General features: G+C 74.2%; 21 protein-coding genes. 10 read left to right on the top strand and 11 right to left on the bottom strand.

The window, feature by feature from the left end:
- Nucleotides 1-108 precede the first annotated feature (108 nt).
- Both ACQEU6_RS43925 and ACQEU6_RS43920 read left to right on the top strand, forming a co-directional pair.
- Nucleotides 109-507: a hypothetical protein gene (locus ACQEU6_RS43925; RefSeq protein ID WP_499339722.1), complete on the top strand. Its 399-nt coding sequence runs from the start codon at nt 109-111 to the stop codon at nt 505-507.
- Nucleotides 508-715: 208 nt separating this feature from the next.
- Nucleotides 716-1,720 carry a phosphodiester glycosidase family protein gene (locus ACQEU6_RS43920; RefSeq protein WP_499339721.1) on the top strand — a complete coding sequence of 335 codons (1,005 nt, stop codon included), beginning with the start codon at nt 716-718 and terminating at the stop codon, nt 1,718-1,720.
- 213 nt (nt 1,721-1,933) lie between these two features.
- Here the strand turns inward: ACQEU6_RS43920 and ACQEU6_RS43915 are convergent, their stop codons facing one another.
- Nucleotides 1,934-2,221, bottom strand: coding sequence for a hypothetical protein (locus tag ACQEU6_RS43915; RefSeq protein ID WP_499339720.1), 288 nt, complete (start codon nt 2,219-2,221; stop codon nt 1,934-1,936).
- 54 nt (nt 2,222-2,275) lie between these two features.
- Between ACQEU6_RS43915 and ACQEU6_RS43910 the strand changes: the two genes are divergently transcribed.
- The 3 genes from ACQEU6_RS43910 to ACQEU6_RS43900 all read left to right on the top strand — a co-directional run bounded on the left by ACQEU6_RS43910 (nt 2,276) and on the right by ACQEU6_RS43900 (nt 4,988).
- Nucleotides 2,276-2,449 carry a hypothetical protein gene (locus ACQEU6_RS43910; RefSeq protein ID WP_499339719.1) on the top strand — a complete coding sequence of 58 codons (174 nt, stop codon included), beginning with the start codon at nt 2,276-2,278 and terminating at the stop codon, nt 2,447-2,449.
- A 66-nt stretch (nt 2,450-2,515) separates the two neighbouring features.
- Nucleotides 2,516-3,508, top strand: a complete 993-nt coding sequence (locus ACQEU6_RS43905) for a hypothetical protein (RefSeq protein WP_499339718.1) — start codon at nt 2,516-2,518, stop codon at nt 3,506-3,508.
- Between the two features lie 253 nt (nt 3,509-3,761).
- Entirely contained in the window at nt 3,762-4,988 is a 1,227-nt protein-coding gene (locus tag ACQEU6_RS43900; protein ID WP_499339717.1) for an MFS transporter, read from the top strand.
- Nucleotides 4,989-5,621: 633 nt separating this feature from the next.
- On the opposite strand, the gene ACQEU6_RS43895 is transcribed toward ACQEU6_RS43900, so the two are convergent.
- The 3 genes from ACQEU6_RS43895 to ACQEU6_RS43885 form a co-directional block, all read right to left on the bottom strand.
- Nucleotides 5,622-6,545 (bottom strand): bifunctional helix-turn-helix transcriptional regulator/GNAT family N-acetyltransferase, encoded by a 924-nt coding sequence (locus tag ACQEU6_RS43895; RefSeq protein ID WP_499339716.1) that lies wholly within the window; start codon nt 6,543-6,545, stop codon nt 5,622-5,624.
- Between the two features lie 72 nt (nt 6,546-6,617).
- The gene (locus ACQEU6_RS43890) at nt 6,618-6,941 is read right to left on the bottom strand and encodes a DUF3817 domain-containing protein (RefSeq protein ID WP_499339715.1); all 324 of its coding nucleotides are present in this window, start codon (nt 6,939-6,941) and stop codon (nt 6,618-6,620) included.
- An 88-nt stretch (nt 6,942-7,029) separates the two neighbouring features.
- The gene (locus tag ACQEU6_RS43885) at nt 7,030-7,386 is read right to left on the bottom strand and encodes a hypothetical protein (protein WP_499339714.1); all 357 of its coding nucleotides are present in this window, start codon (nt 7,384-7,386) and stop codon (nt 7,030-7,032) included.
- 188 nt (nt 7,387-7,574) lie between these two features.
- On the opposite strand from ACQEU6_RS43885, the gene ACQEU6_RS43880 reads away from it, so the two are divergent.
- The 4 genes from ACQEU6_RS43880 (at nt 7,575) to ACQEU6_RS43865 (ending at nt 12,914) form a co-directional block, all read left to right on the top strand.
- On the top strand, nt 7,575-8,948 hold the full coding sequence (locus ACQEU6_RS43880; RefSeq protein ID WP_499339713.1) for an SWIM zinc finger family protein: 1,374 nt from the start codon (nt 7,575-7,577) through the stop codon (nt 8,946-8,948).
- The gene (locus tag ACQEU6_RS43875) at nt 8,945-11,590 is read left to right on the top strand and encodes a DUF6493 family protein (protein ID WP_499339712.1); all 2,646 of its coding nucleotides are present in this window, start codon (nt 8,945-8,947) and stop codon (nt 11,588-11,590) included. The genes ACQEU6_RS43880 and ACQEU6_RS43875 overlap by 4 nt, the downstream gene beginning before the upstream one ends.
- Nucleotides 11,591-11,736: 146 nt before the next feature.
- Entirely contained in the window at nt 11,737-12,279 is a 543-nt protein-coding gene (locus tag ACQEU6_RS43870) for a methylated-DNA--[protein]-cysteine S-methyltransferase (protein ID WP_499339711.1), read from the top strand.
- A gap of 59 nt (nt 12,280-12,338) precedes the next feature.
- On the top strand, nt 12,339-12,914 hold the full coding sequence (locus ACQEU6_RS43865) for a TetR/AcrR family transcriptional regulator (protein ID WP_499339710.1): 576 nt from the start codon (nt 12,339-12,341) through the stop codon (nt 12,912-12,914).
- Here the strand turns inward: ACQEU6_RS43865 and ACQEU6_RS43860 are convergent.
- The 7 genes from ACQEU6_RS43860 to ACQEU6_RS43830 form a co-directional block, all read right to left on the bottom strand.
- Nucleotides 12,911-13,825 (bottom strand): oxidoreductase, encoded by a 915-nt coding sequence (locus ACQEU6_RS43860; protein ID WP_499339709.1) that lies wholly within the window; start codon nt 13,823-13,825, stop codon nt 12,911-12,913. The two genes, ACQEU6_RS43865 and ACQEU6_RS43860, sit on opposite strands and share 4 nt — an antisense overlap.
- 181 nt (nt 13,826-14,006) lie before the next feature.
- Complete coding sequence (locus ACQEU6_RS43855) at nt 14,007-14,495, bottom strand: glutathione peroxidase (protein ID WP_499339708.1); 489 nt, start codon at nt 14,493-14,495, stop codon at nt 14,007-14,009.
- Between the two features lie 111 nt (nt 14,496-14,606).
- On the bottom strand, nt 14,607-14,762 hold the full coding sequence (locus ACQEU6_RS43850; RefSeq protein ID WP_396085507.1) for a hypothetical protein: 156 nt from the start codon (nt 14,760-14,762) through the stop codon (nt 14,607-14,609).
- Nucleotides 14,763-14,932: 170 nt separating this feature from the next.
- Entirely contained in the window at nt 14,933-15,091 is a 159-nt protein-coding gene (locus ACQEU6_RS43845; RefSeq protein WP_179278923.1) for a hypothetical protein, read from the bottom strand.
- 85 nt (nt 15,092-15,176) lie between these two features.
- On the bottom strand, nt 15,177-15,470 hold the full coding sequence (locus ACQEU6_RS43840; protein ID WP_499339707.1) for a hypothetical protein: 294 nt from the start codon (nt 15,468-15,470) through the stop codon (nt 15,177-15,179).
- Between the two features lie 64 nt (nt 15,471-15,534).
- Nucleotides 15,535-16,698 carry an LCP family protein gene (locus ACQEU6_RS43835; RefSeq protein WP_499339706.1) on the bottom strand — a complete coding sequence of 388 codons (1,164 nt, stop codon included), beginning with the start codon at nt 16,696-16,698 and terminating at the stop codon, nt 15,535-15,537.
- 400 nt (nt 16,699-17,098) lie between these two features.
- Nucleotides 17,099-20,674, bottom strand: coding sequence for an AAA family ATPase (locus ACQEU6_RS43830; RefSeq protein WP_499339705.1), 3,576 nt, complete (start codon nt 20,672-20,674; stop codon nt 17,099-17,101).
- Between the two features lie 204 nt (nt 20,675-20,878).
- On the opposite strand from ACQEU6_RS43830, the gene ACQEU6_RS43825 reads away from it, so the two are divergent.
- Entirely contained in the window at nt 20,879-21,217 is a 339-nt protein-coding gene (locus tag ACQEU6_RS43825; protein WP_499339704.1) for an STAS domain-containing protein, read from the top strand.
- Nucleotides 21,218-21,223: the final 6 nt, after the last annotated feature.

Here is a 21,223-nt window from a genome sequence, read left to right as displayed (position 1 = left end):
CGCGGGTTCGTCTCCTACAAGGGGCAGCGCGACCACCTGGGCCGGTGATCGTCGGCGACGCTCGGCACGCATGTGGGGTATGAGTCCTGGCCGGAGCGCGATCACCTGATGTTGCTGGAGCCGCGCAGCTACATCGAGAAGGTGTATGCCGAGGGAACCGCGACCCGCGCGCAACTCCTCCGGCTGGTGCTCGCACGGCTTTCCGAGGCTGAGCAGCGCGGCATGATCCAGTTCCTCTACGCCGAGCCCAACGAGATCGGTGAGGAGGACGGATCTGGAGCGGCCGAACTCCACACGGTGATCACCGTCTGGAACCAGGGGCACTTTCACAGCGGTACCTTGACGGTGCAGCCGAACGGCGCGACCCGTGAGGAGGTCTACAACCTCGCTCTGACCAGGGTCCCCGCGCATCTGCAGGACCCCGAAGCGGTGCTGTTCTACTCCGACCGGCCCAATCAGTACGGTCGGGCGGTGGCCAGCGCCTCTGACGCGGCCTGCTCCCACTAGCTCCGCCGACACTGCAGACCACGCACCCGCGCCAAGGAGCCGGTCTGTCCCACATCGAGGCCCGACGCGCTGTCGCGTCGGGCCTCTCTCGCGCCGGGCCCTCGCGCACAGCGTCGCACGCCGCCACCACTGCCAGGGTGCTGTCCGCCTCGCCGCGCAGACGGCGTCTGATCCGAACCGGCTGCGAAAGTCACGCGTCATAATTCGCATGATCTCGACCAGAGTCCTGCGATGGTGGCGATGGATTGTCGCGCTGACCTTGGCTCCCGTCCTGGTGGCGTCGGTGGCGGTGGGGGTCGCATACGGGAAGGGCGGCTGGTACGCCGTCAACGTCATGCTGCGTCGCGGCGCCAATGTCTGGGGCGACGTGGCCCCGGACGACCCTCGGCTGTCCCGGGGGATCCGATTGTCGCTGGCCGGACAGCGCACGCCTGATGCGGCCGAACCGGTGCGCTGGCATCAGGTCGCCACCGGGCTGGAGGTCACCGAGTTGCCCGTCCGGGTGGGCGGGCAACCCGTGGACGCCCTGCTGCTCAGCCGGATCGACCCGGCCCGCTACCGGTTCCGTGTGCTCAATCGCCCAGAAGGCGACCGGGACGTCGGTGACTGGATGGCGGCCACCGGGGCGGCGCTGGTCGTCAACGGCAGCTACTACGTCCGTCACGGGACGCCGGACACCCCGGTGGTCAGCGATGGCCACCGACTCGGTCCTGCGTCCTACCAGGCCACGCACGGGGCGTTCGCGGTCGGCGGGTCCGGTGGCCCAAGCGGTGCCCGGCTGGTCGACCTGGCCGGTCTCGACTGGCGGCGGGCCATCGGCGGCACGAGCCAGGCTATGGTGTCCTACCCGATGCTGCTGGGAGCCGACGGGCATGGCCGGACCGACGGCACGGACGAGCGATGGCTGGCCAACCGCAGCTTCCTCGGACAGGACGGCGCTGGGTGGATCATCGTCGGCACCACCCGCGATGCCTACTTCTCCCTGCCCTCGCTCGCCGCGTTCCTGCCCCGGGCCGGGCTCGACCTGCGCTTGGCCCTGAACCTGGACGGCGGGCCGGTCGCCTGCCAGAAGGTGTCGGCCGGCGGGTACCGGCGGGACTTCTGCGGGCGTTACGAGCTGGCCATGCACGGCGGCCGACTTCAGTTGCTGTGGCCGCTGGTCGACTTCCGGCGTTCGGCCCTGCCGATGGCGCTGGTGGCCGTCCCGCGCTGAACCACCCTCGGGGCGAAGGCCGGGGGTGGGATGCCGCTCGTCGGCGCGGGTCACCCGGCGCACCGTGGTCACATGGCCCAAGTCCCGCCGAAATGCCCCACGCTCGCCACCTTCACGCGGAACGGACACCGGCCACCGACCCGGAGATACAGAAGCGGCACCCGCCGGCCACAGGCGACCGAATGGGCACTTTGAGCAAAGTTCTGATGACATTCAGTGACCGACGGTCCTTCGACTGTCAGGTCGCGCATCTCGACGGCCGGACGGCGGATCGGCGGGGGACCCGATGACCATGACGAGCAGGATCACGACGATCGCGGCGGCCGCCGGGCTGGTGCTCGGCGCCCACTCCGTCGCGGCATCGGCCCTCGGCTCGCGGCCGGCGGCGGCGAGCGGTGCGCGGGCCGAGCGCGGGCCGGCCCAGGCGGCCGGAAGGCACTGCGTGGTCCGCCTGGCCGAGCGCGGCAGGATGAGCTGCCACCGCACTTTCCGCCAGGCCATCGCGGACGCCACCGGCGGGCGGGTCGCCGACGCCCCCTCGATCCGGCCGCCGCGGTGTCGGATCGGGCGTTCAACGACCGCCTCGACTCGACGACCGGCGGCAAGAGGCGCACGCGGGTCGCGATCCATGACGGCCCCATCGACGGCGTCCGCACCGCGTTGGAACCGACCCGGTCCTACATCGGCGATCTGATGAACGACCGGACCTCGTCCCTGCAGTGGTCCTGACCGCCCGCCGGGGCGGTCCGGGGCCGTAGGGCCGGCGACCGCGTCCGGACGTGGCAGGCTCGGCGCATGGACCGGGCTGAGGACGTGCGGGTTCGCGGGCTGGCGCTGCCGGACCTTCTCGTGGAACTGCTGGAGACGGGGCGGTGGCGGCATCCCGGCGATGACGTGCTGCGCGAGCTCATGCCCTGGTTCGAGGACCCGCTGGACTTCCTCGTCGACCACGACCAGATGCGCAGGGAGACGGGGTCACTCCTGGGCCTCCTGTCATCCGGGACCATCGCGAAGTTCTTCCGGCTGAAGCGGGGTGGCGACCACGCCGCCCCGGTGGAGCTGCCCTGGCTGGACGTCGAGGCGGCCGTTCTCATCGCGGTCAACCGGCATGCCGGTGATGACGTCGCCATCGCTCTGGACTACCGCACCGGCGCGTCCGACCCCCGCGTGGTCGCCAGCGACTTCTTCACCGACCCGCGCCGATGCGCATGGCGCACGGTCGCTCCGGCCTTCTCCGCCTTCGTCGCGGCCCTGGGCCCGCTGAGGCCGCGCGAATACCGCTACGTCGGTCCGGACGACATCCTCGAACAGGCGCGGCCGGGACGGCGCGGGCAGGCGGTCGCGTCGCGGGGCGACCTCGCCGCCTGGCTGGGGCGGCAGACCGCGCAGGGCCCGGAGGAGCCGTTCACCTACGTCGTCGACCTGGCCGGGACGCTGCGCCTGGCGCCGCAACGCAGCGAGCACGTCGCCTGCGCGGGCCGCGAACCGGTGCTGGGCGCAGGTGAGATCGTCTTCGAGGCGAGCGGCGGTACCTGGACGGTCGGCGAGATCAGCAACCAGTCGACCGGCTACTGCCCCGACCCGTCCTCCTGGACCGCCGTCGCGGCGGCGCTCGACCGAGCCGGCCTCGAACACCCCGGCGGGTTCACCCACCCGATCGTGTTCCGGCGTTGCCGCCGATGCCGCCAACGCTCCATCGTCAAAGACGACCACTACGTCTGCGCCGTCTGCGGGGACTCCCTGCCCGCCCTGTGGAACATGGACGAGCCCGGTCCCCCCGTGCGCTGAGCCTCGCGCGGAAAACCGATTGCGGACGGGGTGAGGGGCGTGCCAGGGTCGGCGCGAAGATCTCGGGTGCGCCACGGGAGGCCGCGCGTGTTCACCGTTTCCGGCAAGGCCACTACCGGCGTCTCGGCGACGGGGCGCGCGGCGGCCTAGGCCGGCACCGCTCCACGACGCGGAGGCGGTTCCCGCGGGGTTCGGCCCCGCCGTTCCGGCCTGCGCGGATCCCGCGCCGGTGACGACTCGACGTGGAGCGTCCGTGTCTTCCTCCCCGCCTCCGGCGCATGCCCAGATCGGCCGCCGGACGATCTTCCTTCTCTCTCTGACCTGCGGCGTCGCCGTGGGGAACATCTACTTCCCGCAGGCGGTCAGCCCGCTCGTCGCGTCCGGGCTGGACGTGGCGCCGGACTCGGCGGCGCTGGTGGTGACCGCGGCGCAGCTCGGGTACGCGGCCGGGAACTTCCTGCTGGTGCCGCTCGGGGACCGGTTCCCCCACCGCCCGCTGATCGTGGCGATGCTCGCCGTCACCGGCGCGGCGATGCTCGCCGCGGCGGGCGCGCCCGGCCTGGCGGGGCTGGTCGGCGCGAGCGCCCTGGCCGGAGTCACGACCGTGGTCGCGCAGGTCATCGCGCCGATGGCGGCCGGCCTGGTGGCCGCCGAACGGCGCGGGGCCGTGATGGGGACGCTGCTGGCCGGGTCGATCGGCGGCATCCTGCTGGCCCGCACGTTCGGCGGGCTCGCCGGGGAGCGGCTCGGCTGGCGGGCCCCCTACCTGATCGCCGCGGTCGCCACCCTGGCGATCGCGGCGGCGCTGGCGTTCGCGCTGCCGACGACCGTCCCGCCGTCGCGGCGGTCCTACCCGGCGCTGCTGGCCGCGCCGCTGCGGCTGCTGCGCGAGGAGCCCGATCTGCGGCGGTCGTGCCTCTACCAGGCGGCGCTCTTCGGCGGGTTCCAGGCCGTCTGGACGGGCCTCGCGCTGTACCTCACGGGCCCCGAGTACGGGTTCGGCGTCCAGGCGGTCGGCGTCTTCGCGCTGGTCAGCGCGGGCACCATGGCCGCGACGCCCGCCGCGGGGCGCCAGGTCGACCGGCGCGGCCCGGACCCGGTCAGCCTCGTCGCCATCGCCGGGACGATCACGGCGGCCGGGGTGCTGGCGCTGGGCGCCCTCGGCGGCGCGGCGGGGCTCGCGGCGCTCGGCGCCGGGACGCTGCTGCTGGAGGTCGCGATGCAGTCCGGAATGATCGCGAACCAGGCGCGGATCTTCGCGCTGCGCCCGGACGCCCGCAGCCGGATCAACACCGCGTACATGACGTGCGCGTTCCTCGGCGGCAGCACCGGATCGTGGCTCGGCGCGGGCGCCTGCACGCGGTACGGCTGGACGGCGGTCTGCGCGCTCGTCGCCCTGCTGGCCTGCGTGGCGCTCGCGCGGCACCTGCTGCGCCGCCCGGCGGGGCAACAGGAGGCAAAGGCGTCTTCGCGATCATGATTCTTTGCCCGGGGGCCGGTTTACGCGCGCATGACGCGCGGGTACCTAACGCAACGAGATCGTGACGCAGGGTGAACGACAGGTACTCGGGCGGCAAAGCCCCAGGTCGAACGGCGGGAGGCGGCGGATGAACGAGCATGCGAACCGGGCCGCCTCCGCGCTCCCTTCCCCGCGCGGCCCGGTCCGTACGGCCGAGAACGTTCGCGGCGTTCCGCACCGCGGCCGGCCCCGCCCCCCAGCGGGTGCCGCGGAGGGCGGGCACGGCGACACACCTCGGGTCCTCGGCCGTACCGGACCGGCCCGGCGCCGACGTCCTCCCCCGGGCCCCGTGCCGCTCGCCCCCGCGGCACCGGCGCCCCCACAGGCCGGGCCGGCCGCGGCGCGCAGCCGCGACGCCGGTCCGGCCGCAGGCATCCGGGCGCCGCGCAGGCGCCCTCTCCCGAACGCCGGGCGAGCGCCCGCGTCCGGCGCGGCGCGGGAAGGAGGTGGGAGCCAGACCCGACTCGAACCGGCGCGCAGCCGGTGAGCTCAGGCGGCCGGTACTCCGTCCGACCCCCGTCCCGGCCGCCTACGCAGTCAGGGATCGCTGCGGAGCAGGGCCCGTGGAGGAGCGACACCCTCCACGGGTCCCGTTCACAGCGTTCTGCGCCAGACCTGCCCGTGCACGACGTCCCCGAAGCGCTCCACCGGCGCCTCCTGCTCGCGCAGGACGAACCCGGCCCGCTCGTAGAGGCGGTGCGCGGGACGCTGGAGCGCCGTGGTCCACAGCATGATCTCGGCGTAGCCCGCCTTCGCGGCGAAGGCGGCGCACTCGCCGACCAGCGCCGCCCCGACGCCCGTCCCGCGGGCCCGCGGCTCGACGTGCAGCAGCCGGAGCTGCGCGACGTCGTCCTCCCGCCGGACGCAGAACACCGCGCCCAGCCGCTCCCCGTCCGACTCGGCGATCCAGGCGTTCTCCCGCTCCGGATCGTGTCCGCGCACGTAGTCGGCGACGACGGAGGCGACCAGGGCCTCGTAGGTGCGGTCCCAGCCGCACTCCGCGTCGTAGAGGGCGCCGTTGCGCTCCACCACCCAGCCGAGGTCGCCGGGGCGCAGCGGGCGCAGGGCGAAGCCTTCCCGGCCGGGGCGCTCCCCGAGGACGTCCTGGACGGTGCGCATCGCCGCCAGCAGGCGCCGGCGGTCGGCCGGGGCCAGGCCGTCCAGCAGCTCGCGGATCTCGGCGACGGACCGCTCGTCCAGCAGGGCGAACACCTCGCGGCCCCGCGGGGTGAGCCGGACGATCTGGCGCCGCGCGTCCCCCGGCGCGCGCTCGCGCGCGACGAGGCCGTCGGTCTCGAACCGGGCCAGCATCCGGCTGAGGTAGCCGGCGTCGAGGTCGAGCGCGCGGCGCAGGGCCAGCACCTCGCTGTCCTCGCGCTGCGCCAGCTCGAAGATCACCCTTGCCTCGGTGAGCGAGTACGGCGACCGGACGAGCCCCTCGCCGAGCACGCCGATGACTCCGGTGTAGAAGCGGTTGAACGCGCGGACCGTCCCGACGTCCTCCCGGGTCGTCTCCATGCCCGCCCTCCTAACGTTTGACTCAGTCAAACATTAGGCGAGACGGGCACCGGATGCCAGGCCCCGGGGCCCTCAGACGCTCGCTTCGACCTTCGCGGGGCGTGCCTCCCGCGCGTCGCGGACCACCCTGCGCTCGACGAAGAACGTCATCAGCGGCACCACGCCGCCCAGCACGATCACGACCATCCGGCTCAGCGGCCAGCCGGTGCGCCGCCACAGGTCGTACGCGACCGCCAGGTAGACCATGTAGAGGAAGCCGTGGACGGGGGCCACGACGCCCGCGAGCGCCGGCATGTCGGTGGGCCCGTACTTGAGGATCATGCCGATCACCAGCAGCACCAGCAGCGTGCCGACCACCAGCGCCAGGATCCGGTACCTGGTCACCGCGCCTTCCACAGCAATCGCACCTTTCGTTCGGGTGCCCCTCGGCGGGGCGGGGCCCCGCGGACGGGGCGTGCGGGGACGGAGCGTGCGGGGACGCGGGTCAGCCGCGCCCGCCGCTCTCGGAGTTGAGACGCGCGAGGTAGCGGTTGTAGGCGGCGAGGGCGGGGTCCTCCTCCTCCTGCTGCCGGATGATCTCCCGCTTGACCTCGGCCTCGGCGGGCTCCTCGATGATCCGCGGGGCGGGCCGCACTCCGGCCCGCTCGTCCCGGATCATCTTGACCCACATCACGATCACGAAGATCGCGAAGATCGGCCACTCGAACGTGTAGGCCCAGCTGCGGTCGTTGCCGCCCTGGGCCCGGTCGAACTGCCACCAGCCGAAACCGAGGAACGCGCCGCACAGCACGATGGCGAGCGCGTGCAGCCCGAGCCAGCCTGGGGTGAGGAACCGTCGCACGTCACTGAGCCTACCCGTGGTCCCGCGGCCCCCGGCCCCGACCCCGGTCCGGCGCGTCGGCCGTCATGCGGGCGCGGTCCCCGACGCCCCCCGGCGCCCCCCGGCGCGCCGGCGCCGCTCTTCTCATGCCAGATCGCCTGATCCCAGATTCGGCCTAATTTGTCAGTCTGAAGCCCTACGTTTCCGGCATGGCGAGCAGCACGGTGGCGGCAGGGGCCGCGCAGGCGTACCGGTACACGAGGCCTTCCGGGCTGGACGAGGGGCTCCTGGGGCTCTCCACGTCCGGCGGGACGACCACCAGCGGGCCGCAGGCGCATCCGCACTTCTTCAGCGGCGTGCTCACGCAGCCGGCGGCCGGCGCGGCCGGCCTGCTCGCGCTGGCCGACGTCGCGCAGACCCGCTACCACCAGCCGCGCCCCACCTCCTTCCGGGACCCGGTGGTCACGTGCGGCGGCGACCGGATCCGGATGGAGTCGTTCTCCGCCTGCGGCGGCGTCTACGCGCGGCTGGACGTGCTGGAACCGGCGCTGGACGGCGAGGTCCACGAGCGCGGGACGACGAACGTGGACGTGAACGGCCCCCTGCGCGAGGCACTCGCCCGCGTGGGCGGGTCCGATCCGCTGCACCTGGCGGTCGGCGCCGGGGAGATGGCCGTCACCACGCTGGACGGGGCCGTCGTGGAGAAGAAGGTCCCGCTGCCCGACCGCTGGCTCCGCGGCTTCGCCGAGGTCCAGGTCATCACGGCCGGGTTCGACCCGCGCGGGGAGCTGAACGGCCCCGACGCGGTGCGGTTCCTGCGGTCCCTGCCGCGCGGGGGCCGCGAGCCGCTGTGGGTCGTCCCCGCGGGCCGGACCCTGCGGGTCGCGGCGCGCCCCTCCCCCGGTGCGGTCTGCCTGGCGGGGCCCGACCGGCTCCGGACGATGCCGCCGCTGCTGCGGTTCGCGAAGGCGCTGCGCGTCTACGGGCCGCCCGTCGCCGGCGGGAGCGGGCCGGTGCCGAGCGTGTGGGAACTGGAGCTGCCCGGAATGCGGTACGTCCTGACGCTGTCGCCGCAGCACTCGCGCGGCTTCTCCGGGGAGGGCGCCGTGCTGGACGCCGTCGCGACCGACGAGGCGGCGGGCGACGCCGACCTGCTCGGCGCGCTGCTGTCCTTCGAGCCTCGGGTGGAGCCGGGCCTGCTGGCCGAGCGGTCGGGGCTCGCGCTCGACCGGACGAAGGCGGCGCTGGTCCAGCTGGGGACGTCCGGCCGCGTCGGCTTCGACACCGCCGAGGCCGCGTTCTTCCACCGCGAGCTGCCCTACGACCCGGCGCGGGTGGCCGACCTCAACCCGCGGCTGCGCTCGGCGCGCGCACTGGTCGCGGAGGGCGCCGTGCGGTTCACCTCCGAGGACGCGGCGGTCGTCGTGAGCGGCGGCGGCGAGCGCCGGGTCCGGTTCGACGGCGACCGGGTCACCTGCACCTGCCCGTGGTGGTACGACCACCGGGGCGAGCGCGGGCCGTGCAAGCACGTCCTCGCCGCCGGGATCGTCCGCCGCGAGGCGAGCGTGGAGGCGGCCCGATGAGCGCCCCCGCGGACGACCTCCAGAAGGCGCTCCTCGCCGAGGACACGAAGCGGACGGCGCGCGTGGTCGCCGGGCTCGGCGACGACGCGCGCCGCGCCGTCGCGAAGAGCCTGCCCGACCGCCTGAAGGCGTTGCGCGCCGCGTCGCCCCACGGCGAGCTGACCCAGGAGGCGGTGCAGCCGCTGCTGGTCGCCGGGGCCGGAACGCTCGGCGGACCCGCGGCGGCGGCCACGTGGCTGTGCCGCCGCGACCTGCGCCTGTGGTGGGCGCGGGACGGCTTCCACCGGCTGTGCGCGGCGCTGCGGAAGGTCCTGGCCGCGCGCCCGGACGAATGGCGCGCGGAGGTCGCCCATCGCGTCGCCGCCCGGATCCGCGTCTCCGGCGTCGAGGCCGTGCTGTGGCACGTGGCGGCGGCCCTGGCCGACTCGGCCGGAACGGTGCCGGATTCGGACGGATTCGTGGTCGGCTGGGTGACCGAGCGCGACCTCCCGGACGCCGACGACCCGTTCCTGGACGCGCTCGTCCCGAAGCTGTTCGAGGTGAACGCGGTGGGCGGCGCCCTCGCCGAGGACGAGGCGAGGCTCCAGTGGGACAGCTCCCGCAAGGGCACCTGGGCCGGCGTCCTCTCCGGCCTGGCCGCGGACGGGCGGCTCGACCGCGCGGTCCTGCTCGACGGCTGCGTCCGCCGCTTCCTGCGCGGCGGCACCGCCCGTGACCTCCGCTGGTTCGTCGCGCTGCACGACGCGCTGGAACCCACCGAGGGCGAGACCGCCGCCCGCGTGCGCGACCACGTCCGCCTGCTCCCGACCGCGCCCTCGACCGTCGCCGGCCTCGCCCTGCGCGAGGTCCGCCGCGTCGACGACCGCGGCGAGCTCGACGCGGCGCTGTTCGAGGAGGCCGCGGGCGCGGTGCTGTTCCGGCCCGAGAAGAAGCTCGTCCAGGCCGCGCTGACCTGGCTCGACCGCACGGCCCGCAAGCGCGACCGGGTCGATGCCACGCTGCGCGCCGTCACGGTCGTCTTCGGCTCCGACGCGCTCGACCTGCGCGAGCGCGCCGTCACGGTCGCGGCCAAGCACGCGGGCCACGCGAGCGAGGCCGTCCACGCGGAGGTCCGCGCCGCCGCCCGGGACCTGCCGGCCGTCCTGCGCGAGCCCGTGTCGGCGGCGTTCGGCGCGGTCGAGGCGGCCGCCGGCCCCGAGGCGTCCCCGGGCCCGCCGCCCTTCACCCCGCGCGAGGCGCCCGCGCCGATCGGCTCCCTCGACGAGCTGGCCGAGGAGTTCGCGGTCCTGCTGCGCGCCGACGAGGAGTGGCGCACGTCCGAACGCTTCCTGGCCGCGCTCGTCGAGTTCGCCTACCGCGACCCGGAGGGGACGCGCGCGGCGCTCCGGAAACCCGCCGACGAGCTCGCCTCCTGGCTCACGGAGCCCGACGGCCACTGGTACTGGGGCGCCCATGTCCGGGCGAGCTGGATCGCTTTGCCGGTGCGGAGCCTCCTGCGCCCGCCGAAGTCGCACGGCCTCGTGGAGGCGCTGGCCTCCCTCCTGAAGGGGCGCACCCGCAAGGCGGGGACGGTGTTCGAGCCGCAGATCGAGCGCTTCCTCACCCTGCGCAGGCACGAGATCGCGTCGGTGGTCGGGAAGACGCCCGTCCTCCTCGCGAGCCCGACCGAGGGAAGCGGCCACCTCGACCCCGGCGTCCTGGTCGCGCGGCTCGAAAGGATCGAGGCGGCGGGCGCCGAACCCGGGCGGGCCGACCTCACGCAGGCGATGCTGCGCGTGCCCCGCGAGATCGATCCGGCCGCCGCGGTGCGCGCGAAACGGCTGGAGTCCAAGGCCGGCAGGACCCTCGCGGCGTGGCTGGCGGACGGCGGCCTCGCCGACCCCGCCGTCGAGTGCGCGGTCCTCGACCGGCCCCTCGCGAGCGTTCGCGGCCGGACGATCCGGCTGCCGACCCGGATCCTGTCCACGGTGGACGTCCCCGGCGACTCCGACATCGCCCACCTGTGCGCCTTCCCCGAAGCCGGCTGGACGGACTTCGGGACGGACGGGATCAGCGCGGCCCAGAAGTTCTGGCCGTCGGTCCTGCCGTCCCACCGCGAGGTGGCCGCCGCGCATCTCGTCCCCAACCTGGCGGGCGCGGGCGAACACGAGCTGGGCCAGGGCGCCGTCATGCTCGACCTGGCCGAGGCCGACGGGCCCACCGGCGCCGCCACGGGGACGCTGCTCGCCTGCGCGCTCGCCCACCGCGGCCACGGCGAGCGCGCGGACGCCGTCGAGGCCCTGCTCGTCCTCAGCGCCCGGGGCGGCCTCCCGGCGAGCGAGACCGGGACGGCGCTCGGACGGCTCGCCGCCCTGAGGCGCCTCACCCTCCCCCGCGCCGTGAAGGCCCTCACGGCGGCCGCCGACGGCGGCGGGCACGCCGACGTCTGGACGGTCCTCGCCGCGGCGCTCCCGCACGCGCTCCCCGCCCCGGGCGAGCGCGCCGCGACCGGGGTTCCCGACCTCATCGCGCTGGCGACCCGCCTGGCGGAGGCGACCGGCGCCGGGGGTCCGGTGCCGGGCGTCCAGGACGTGGCCGCCCGCGGCGGTTCCAGCCGCCTGGTGAAGGAGTCCGCCCGCCTGCACCGCACGCTCGCAACGTGAGGGTCCGCCGCGGTGTTGACAGGAGTACACGCGTTGACAGAAGCACACGCGTTGACAGAAGCACGCGCGTTGACAGGAGTACGCGTGTGAGCGGGAGTGCCGGTCCGGTGTGGGACGCTGAGCCCGGCGGGAAGGAGCGCTGAACGATGACCGAGACCCTCGCGTTCGGCACGGTCGACACCGTGCTCGGCCGCCTGCTGGTCGGCGAGACCGAGACGGGGATCGTCTCGCTGCACTTCCACGACACCCCGGCCGGGCGCGCCCGCGTCGCCAAGGCCGCCGGGCTGCCCGTCGTGGACGCCCCCGGCCGCCTGGCCCCCGCCCTGGCGGCCCTGCGCGACTACTTCACCGGCGACCTGAAGCACTTCGAGCCGCCCATCGACTGGCGGCTCACGTCCGACGTCCAGCGGCAGGTGCTCTCGACGCTGTACGAGACCGTCCCCTACGGGCAGGTGCTCACCTACGGCGACCTCGGAGAGCGCAGCGGCACCGGCGTCCACGCCCAGGTCATCGGCCAGGTGATGGGCAGCAACCCGATCCCGCTGATCGTGCCCTGCCACCGCGTCGTCGCCTCGAACGGGCTCGGCGGCTACAGCGGGGGCTCCGGCGTCGAGGTCAAGCGCTGGCTCCTCACCCTCGAAGGCTCCGTCCCCGCGACCCTCGACTGGGACATCGACCGGGGGCCGTGACCCGCCGGCCGCGCACCCGGGGGCCTGCCGGCGGGGGCCCGCGAACCTAGAATGGGCTCGTGCCGAAGATCAGCGAGGCCACCGTCGCCGAGCACCGCGCGCGCCAGCTGCGGACCCTGCTGGACGCCGCGCGGGACCTGGTCGCGCGGGAGGGCATCGACGCGCTGACGCTCGCCGCGCTGGCCCGGCGGGTCGGCCTGTCGCGGCCGAGCCTGTACGAGTACTTCCGGTCGAAGGACGACCTGGTCGCGGCCGTCGTCGAGGAGGAGCTGCCCCGCTGGGCGGCGGTGGTCGAGGGCGCGCTGAGCGGCCCGGCGGACCTGGACGGCAAGGTCGAGGCGTACGTCAGAACCCAGCTGGAGGTCATGGCGGACGGGCGGCACGCCGCCGCCGTCGCGCTCGTCGAGCACGCCCTCGCCGAACCCGCGCTCGACCGGATCCGCGCCGGGCACGCGCAGCTGCTGCGCCCGCTCGCCGCGGCGCTGGAGGAGGCCGGCGTCCCCGAGCCCGCGCTGCGCGCCCGGCTGATCCAGGGGCTCGTCGACGCCGCCGCGGTCCTCGCGCAGCGCGATCCGTCCGGCGCCGAGACCGTCGTGGCCGCGACGCTGGCCCAGGCGCTCCGCGGGCTGCGCTAGGAGGTCGCCTCGGCGTACGTGACTCCGGTGAGGGCCTCGGACGCCTCCCAGAGCCGCGCGCCCAGGCCGGGCCGGTCCGCGTGCCGGGGCGTGGCGACCTCGGCCGGGGCGCCGCGGTACTGGAACAGGCGGGGGCCGTAGCAGGCGCCGCCCCGCACGTCCGGCGCCGTCGCGGCGTAGAGGGACGGGAGCGCGCCCGCGGCGGCGGACTGCGCCACCACCGCGTTGCCCAGTCCGGTGGCCTTCTCCATGAGCGTGTTGCCCTGCATGCGCGGCCCCGCCTGCTGAAGGTTCGTCGCGGCGTAGCCGGGATGGGCGGCGGCGCTGGTCACCTCCGGCACGCGCCGGTCCAGTTCCTTGGCGAAGACGAGGTTGGCGAGCTTGGCCTGGCTGTAGGCGGTCCACTTTCGGTACCGGCGCTCGCCTTGCAGGTCGTCGAAGTCGATACGCCCCGTCCAGGCGAAGCCCGAGGTGACGGTGACGACGCGGGCGGACGGGGCGGAGCGCAGCGCGGGCAGCAGGAGGCCGGTGAGCGCGAAGTGGCCGAGGTGGTTGGTGCCGAACTGCATCTCGAAGCCGTCGGCGGTGGAGCGGCGCGGGATCGCCATGACCCCGGCGTTGTTGACCAGGACGTCGAGGGGCGCCTCGCCGTGCCGGGCCGCGAACTCCCGCACGGACGCCAGGTCGGCGAGGTCCAGAGAGTCCAGGACGAGTTCGGCCTGCGGCGCGGCGGTCCGCATCCGCTCCAGCGCGGCCCGGCCGCGTTCGGCGCTGCGGCAGGCCAGCACGACGGAGGCGCCGTGCCGGGCGAGCTGGAGCGCGGTGTGGTAGCCGATGCCGCTGTTGGCCCCGGTGACGATCGCCCGCCGCCCGTGCAGATCGGGGATGTCGCCGGCCGTCCATCCGCCCATGGGGCACCTCCACGTCCCGTCGCGAATCCGTCCTACCGCGAATCCCACAAGTTAGACGGGCCCTCGAATAGGAGGCAACGCCCGCACGATGTGGCGCGGTTCACACCGGCCCGATCACACCGGCCCGAACGCGCCCTCCGCCCCGGAGGGCGCGTTCCTCACCCGGAGGCCACGCCCTGGGTCAGGCGGGAAGGGTCTTCTCGATGGCGGTGACGACCTCGGCGGACTCCGGCTCGGCCTGGGGCGCGAAGCGGGCCGCGACGGCGCCGTCCGGAGCGATCAGGAACTTCTCGAAGTTCCACCGGATGTCGCCGGTGTGGCCCTCGGCGTCGGGGACGCCGACGAGCTCCCGGTACAGCGGGTGCCGGCCGTCGCCGTTGACCTCGACCTTCTCGGTCAACGGGAACGTGACCCCGTAGGTCGCCGAGCAGAACTCGGCGATCTCCTCGGAGCTGCCGGGCTCCTGCCCCATGAACTGGTTGCAGGGGACGCCGAGGACGGTGAAGCCCCGTCCGGCGTACGTCTCCTGCAGCCGCTCCAGGCCGGAGTACTGCGGGGTGAGACCGCACTTGGACGCGACATTGACGACCAGCACGGCCTTGCCCCGGTACTGCCCGAGGTCAGCGGGCCCGCCACGCAGGCCCTCGATCTCTACGTCGAAGACAGACATGCGGCCGATCCTAGGAGATGGCCCTGCGGATCGGCCCCGTCCTCGCCGTTGACGCCGCCGGCGGGCGGGGGTCTCCCGCCGCCGGCCGCCCTCACGCCCCCAGGGCGCCGGTCACTTGCCCAAGGCGTTCACGAAGGCGGCGAGCGAGTTGCCCGCCTCGCCCAGCTGGGAGAAGGCGTTGTTGACCACTCCTGCCGCATCCGTCGGTGAGCTCAGCAAGTAGAAGATGACGAAGGCGATCGCCACATAGCGGAGGTTCTTCTTCATCCGTAACGCCGTCCCTGTTCGTAGCGCGCGACACAATCGACCCGATCCCATTGTGCCCAGCAGCGTCTGCCCGCAAAGCGCGATTTTACTGTGGCGTGCGGGCAATCGCACGGTGGCGTCACGAAGAGAAGCCCCGTACCGGCGGGGGCACGGGGCCCGGGAGCCGTCGCTCAGTTCGGGATGGCGCTCATGAACTGCGACAACGACTCTGCGGCGTTGCCGAGCCCGCTCAGGGCGCCGTTGACGAGATGCGCCGCCCCCTCGGGCCTGCTGATGACGTACCACGCCGTGAAGGCGATGGCGGCGATCTTCATGTGCTTCTTGTTCACTTCAACCACCCTCTGCGGTCGATCACTCACTCTCAGTGATTCCCCAGGGTGGCCGAAGAGAGATCAAGAGGGGACAAAGACCGGGTCAGGTCCCCTTGGCGTGCCGGCGGAGATAGTCGATGTAGAAGGGCCGGAGGGCGTCGGCCATGTCGCCCTCCCCCGCGTGCGTGAACTCCTCCAGCAGCGACAGGCCGTGGAAGAGGTCGAACTCGGCGCGGTCGACCTCCCCCGTGGCCGCCGCGGCGGCCGGGATCGCGCGCAGCAGGTCCCACAGGAAGCCGACGTCGCGCCGCTCCTTGGCGAGACCCATCGCTCGCTCGTACAGCTCCTTGGACGTCAGCTCGTCCAGATTCCCGCCGTCCGGCGTCTGTTCGGACATGTCCCGACTCTATTCGAGCGCCCGGCCCGTCACCCCGCGCCGGGCGGGGCTCCGGGCCGGCCCGTCACTTCGTGATGACGTTCGGCGGGATCTCCTGGTCCTGCTTCAGCGCGCCGAAGAGCGTGGACGCCTTGGACCTGTCCCAGGTGATGTAGGACCCGGCGGAGGCCGAGCTTCCGGTGCCCCCGATCGGGACGGTGGTCGTGACGCCGCTCCCCCCGCTGACGCCCTTCATCGCCCACATCATGCGGACCAGGTCGTACAGGTGGTCGCCGTCGTCCACCAGGAAGTTGCTGGTGGCGTTCATGGCGAGGGGGACGCCGCGGAACGGGTTGAGCATCGTGCCGGGGCTCGTGGCCTTCTTCATCAGCGCGCCGAAGAACTGCCGCTGGTGCTCCACGCGTTCGAGGTCGGCGCGGGCGAAGGCGCGGGTCCGGACGTAGCCGAGCGCCTGGCCGCCGTTCAGCGTCTGGCACCCGGCCTTGAGGTTCAGGCCCGCCTTGTGGTCCTTGATGTTCTCCTTGACGCAGATGTCGACGCCGCCGACGGCGTCCACCACGCCCACGAAGCCGCCGAAGCCGATCTCGGCGTAGTGGTCGATGCGGAGCCCGGTCGCCTTCTCCACGGTCTGCACGAGCAGCTTGGGCCCGCCGAAGGCGAAGGCCGCGTTGAGCTTGTTCGAGCCGTGCCCGGGGATCGGGAGGTAGGAGTCGCGCGGCAGGCTGATGAGGGACGTCCCGCCGGAGCCGTAGTGCATCAGCATCATCGAGTCGGTGCGGCGCCCGGAGGCGAACCCGGTCGCGAGCCGCTTCTGGTCGTCCTTCGACAGGCCCTCGCGGCTGTCGGACCCGACGATCAGCCAGTTCGTGCCCGGCGTGTCGGCGACCCGGCCCGCGTAGTCCACGAGGACCGACTCGCGCTTCAGCCGGGAGTCCAGGTAGAAGTAGCCGCCGACGACGACCACCAGGACCACGGCGACGAGCGCGCCGAGCACCCGCGGCCAGCGCCGCCGGCGCCGCCGCCGGTAGGGGCCCCCGCCGTGGGGGCCTCCCTGGTCGGCTCGTCCCCCGGCGAGCTGGTCGCCGGCGTAGGGGTCCTCGTAGGGGTCCCCGTACGACTCCCGCCCGTAGGCGGCGTGATGGTGCTCCGCGCGTGCGGAGTTCTCCCTGCTTCGCCCCACGCGGTCGCCCTCCTTGCTTGTCCGGCCCTGCGGCCAGCCGTCGGTCATGCCGTAGACCCTAGACAACCCGGGCGTGCCGCGCGTCCGTCCGGCGCATGATTGTCCAGACCAACAAATCACCGCGCTCTGTGAGAAAAGAAGCGGACATCGTCCCCCTTAAGACGCACACTGCCCCTGGCCGGTAGTACGCGCGAAGGGCGGCGCATGGGTGCACGACGGGTCTTGTCCTGGCGGCACGGGCTTCGCCGGGCGTTCCAGCGCCGCGCCGACCGCCGGGAGACGGCCCCCGACCCGGGGCTCCCCGAGGTGGTCCTGTCCTGGCACGCGCGGGACGAGGAGCTGACCGAGACCGGCATGGCCACGATCGCGCGGCGGCCGCCGTCGATGATCGCTGGTCACGTAGCGAGCCGCCAGGCGAGCGAAGAGGGCCGGGACTTGGAAACACAGGTTAGATGTAGAGGCCGTAGCCTCCCTGCTCCTCGCGGGGCGGGGCCTCGGGCAGGTCCTCGGGGCGCAGCAGCGCCACCTCGGCCGGGTCGATCCCGCCGGCCGCCGCGTCCTCCTTGGCGGTGATGCGCTGGGCCTGCCGGGAGATCGCCGCCTCCAGCAGGTTGCGGACGAGCCGGGCGTTGCCGAACGAGGAGCCGCGCGGCTGGGCCGCGACGAGGCGGCGCAGCTCCTCCAGGATGCCGGGGGCGAGCGCGAACCCGTCCTCCGCCGCCATGTACTCGAAGATCGTGACGAGTTCGTCGTCGGAGTAGTCGGGGAACCGCAGCCGCTTGGGGAACCGCGACTTCAGCCCGGGGTTGGCGTCCAGGAAGCGCTCCATCTGGGCGTCGTAGCCGGCGACGATGACCACGAGGTCGCCGCGGTGCTCCTCCATCAGCCGCAGCAGCTCGGCGATCGCCTCATGGCCGAAGTCGCGGCGGTCGCCGCCGCCGGACGCCAGCGTGTAAGCCTCGTCCACGAACAGCACGCCGCCGAGGGCGCGGCCGACGGCGTCCCGCACGCGCGGCGCGGTCTGCCCGATGAACTCGGCGACGAGGTCGGCGCGTGTGACCTCCACCAGGTGCCCGGACGACAGCAGGCCGAGCCGGGCGAACACGGCGGCGATCAGCCGCGCGATCGTCGTCTTGGCCGTGCCCGGGTTGCCGGCGAACACCATGTGCCGGGCCGGGGGCGCCGGGGACACCTTGGCGTCGCGCCGCAGCTGCTCGGCGCGGACCTCGGCGACCAGCGCGGCGACCTCCCGCTTGATGTCGGCGAGGCCGATCAGCCGCTCGACCTCCGCGAGCGGGTCGCCGGGGACGTCGTCGCGGCCGCGGGTGAGGGTGTCGGGGACGTCCTCCGGCAGGATCACGTCGAGGGACTCGTCCTCGTCGACGATCCCGTCGGCCAGGACGCGGCGCCCCTGCATCGCGACGGCCCGTTCGAGCAGGTTCGTCATGATGCGGACGTTGCCGACCCCCCGCTCGCGCGGCGCCGCCTCGACGAGCGCGCGCACCTTGTCCAGGACGCCGGGGGCCAGCTCGAACCCCGAGTCGGCGGCGTTGGCGGTGAACACCTCGATCAGTTCCTCGTCGGTGAGGTCGGGGAAGCGCAGCGTGCGGGGGAAGGAGGCGGCGAGGTCGGGGTGGGCCTTCAGCAGCCCGTTCGTCTCCGCGGCGGGGCCGGTCAGCACCACGACGAGGTCCTCGGTGTGCGCCTGGACGCTCGTCAGCAGCACGTCCAGCACCTCGCGGCCGCGCGCCGCGTCGGCCGCGGCCGACACCAGGGCGTGCGCGTCGCGGACGACCAGGACGCCGCCGTGGGCCTGCTCCACCGCCCGGCGGACGCGCAGGACGCTCTCGCTGGCGTACTCGCCGAGCAGGTCGGCGCGCTCCACCTCGACCGTGTGGCCGGACGACAGCACGCCGAGGTCGGCGTAGATGCGGCCGAGGATCCGCGCGACCTTGCCCTTGCCGGTGCCGGTGTTGCCGGTGAAGACCAGGTGCCGCAGCCGGGTCCGCGCCGTCATGCCGGCCTCGCGGCGCAGCCGGGCGGCCTTGGCCTCGGCGACGAGCGCGTCGACCTCCCGCTTGACGGGTTCGATGCCGACGCAGGCGGCCAGCTCGGCGAACGGGTCGGACTCGGCGGGACGGCCGGCGATGAGCCGCTGCGGCAGGTCCGCGGCGGTGACCTCCGGGGGGCCGGCGTCCGTCCCGTCCTCCCCGGCCCGCCGGTCCGCCGCGGCGACGGCCTGCCCCGCCATGTGCTCCACCAGGCGCGCGCCGCGAAGGTTCAGCATCGGCGGGGTGCGGCGGAGCATGGCGCCCGCGGCCGCGGCGACCTCCGCGTCCGCGCGGGCGCCGCGCCGCGTGACGGCCAGGGCGAACAGCTCGGTGAAGTCGTCCTCGGTGAAGTCGCGGGTGCGGGCGACGTCGAACGCCCGGACCAGCGCGGGGTTGGCGTCGAAGAGCCGCCGGTCGCCGCCGGGGCGGCACAGGGCGACGACGTTGAGCGACGGCGAGCGCGCCATGAGCCGCCGCAGCTCCTCGGCGGCGGCGGCGCCGCACCGCTCGTGCGCGGCGAGCTTCTCCAGGTCGTCCACGACCAGGAGCATGCGGCCCTCCAGGCAGTCGCGGACGCGGGCCTGCAGCCACAGGACGGCGTCGCTCACGCCGAGCGAGGCGAAGACCTGGTCGGAGATCCACAGCGCTTCGCGGACGGCGCCGCCCGCGCCGAGCGCGCCCTCGACGATCTCGGCGGCGGTGCCCTTGCCGGTGCCCTCCGGGCCGGCGACGAGCAGCCGGACGGGCCGCTGCCCGGCCAGCCGGGCGGCCACCGCGTCCCGCAGCGCCCGCGACAACTCGGGCTGCCCGACCAGCGGCGGCCCGCCCTCCGCGGCGGGCTCGGCGCGCCCGGCGGCGGTCTGCGGCGCGTCCTCGCCTGGGCCGAACCTCAGGGTGTTGAAGACCCGGCGGACGGTGAACAGCCGTCGCAGGTCGGCCTGGAACGGGCGCACCGGCACGCGGCTGCGCGGGCTGACCGGCGCGTCCGGCAGACCCTGCACCGCGCCGGTGAACCGCACCGCCATGTCCAGCCAGGCGCGGGCCGCGTCCGCCTCGCCCGCGACCAGGCCGCGCGCCAGCCACGCCCGCACGTCGTACTGCCAGGCCTCGGCGGCGAAGCCCTCCCGCGCCGCGCGGAACCGCTCCTCCACGTTCTCGTAGCGGGCGGTGCCCAGCACGACCGCCAGTTCGGCCGGAACGACCGCGGCGTCGGCCGCCAGCAGCAGACGCGCGAGCGCCGCGTCGGCCTCGACGGTGTCGGCGACGGTGCCGGCGAGGCCCTGGTGGGCGGCGTCCAGCCCCTCGCAGACCCAGCCGAGGTAGCCCACCGGCCCGGCCAGCTCGGGCAGGACGGCGAGCTCCTCCTCGGTCAGGCCGGAGACCCAGAGGTCCTCCAGCCGCCTGTTGGGGACGCTCATGTCCGCCTCGCGCAGCGCCGGATCGGCGGCGCGGCGGTCGAACAGGTCCATGAGGGCCCGGCGGCGCCGCTCCAGCGGCTCCAGGCCCTCGAAGACGTCCAGCCCGGCGCGCGCCAGCTCGAACATCACCGCGCGCCGCTCCCGGTCGTCCCCGGCCGGCTCGGGCAGCCACAGGCCCGGCGGGCGCCACCGCCCGCCCTGGGTGAACCAGGCCGCCGGGTCCCGCACGGCCGACTCGGGCGTGGCCAGGAACGCCGACAGCAGCTCGTAGTCGACGTCGCCGCGCGACCCGCCGCGCACCGCCGACGCGCCCAGCAGGAACGTCAGCAGCGACCACTGCTCGGCGCCCGCCGCGCTGGTGCCGCTCCCGTAGAAGTCGCTGAGCTGCCGGGTCAGCACGACGGCGCGCTGGTCGGTGTTGTAGGCGACCGCGCGTTCGCGCATCTCCTCGTACAGACCGTCAGGCACGCGCCAGGGGCCGTACGCGTACACGTCGAGGACCGGCTCCTCAGTGAGCAGCACTTCGAGATGGTCCGGCAGCCGGGGGGAACTCACCTGGGGTCGTCTCCTACGCAGCGGATCGTCGAGGCAATCACATCCGACAAGCACCTTACGGCGCGTCACGATCACGCACACCCCTGTTGCGGCGGGTTGGCAGGCGGCCCGGCGTCCGCGATAGTTGTCGAACGGAAACTATTCGCCGGGTGATCCCGGCCGGAGCAGCACACAAGAGGGGAACCCCCCGTGTCACCTTTGGAAGTGACCACACGGCCGGACGGCGGACGCGCCGTCCTCAGGCTGTGCGGAGAACTCGACGTCGCCGGCTCGCAGGAGCTGCGCGTCCACCTGAGCGAGGCCCGCCGCGAGCACGGCGACCACCTCGTGCTGGACCTCACCGACCTGGAGTTCATGGACTCGGGCGGCCTCTCGGTCATCGTCGCCTGCTTCAAGGCCGCCACCGCCGCGGGCGGCAGCCTCGTCCTCGCCGGCCCCCGGCCCATCGTCCGCCGCGCCCTGGAGATCACCGGGCTGCACCGGCGCATCCCCGTCAAGAGGACCCTGCAGGAGGCGCTGGCGACCGAGCCCGACCCCGCCTAGCGCCCG

This window comes from Spirillospora sp. CA-108201 (assembly GCF_050936235.1).
GTDB lineage: Bacteria > Actinomycetota > Actinomycetes > Streptosporangiales > Streptosporangiaceae > Spirillospora.
Note: the sequence above shows the minus strand (reverse complement) of the source record. Positions and strands in the feature narration are given on the sequence as shown.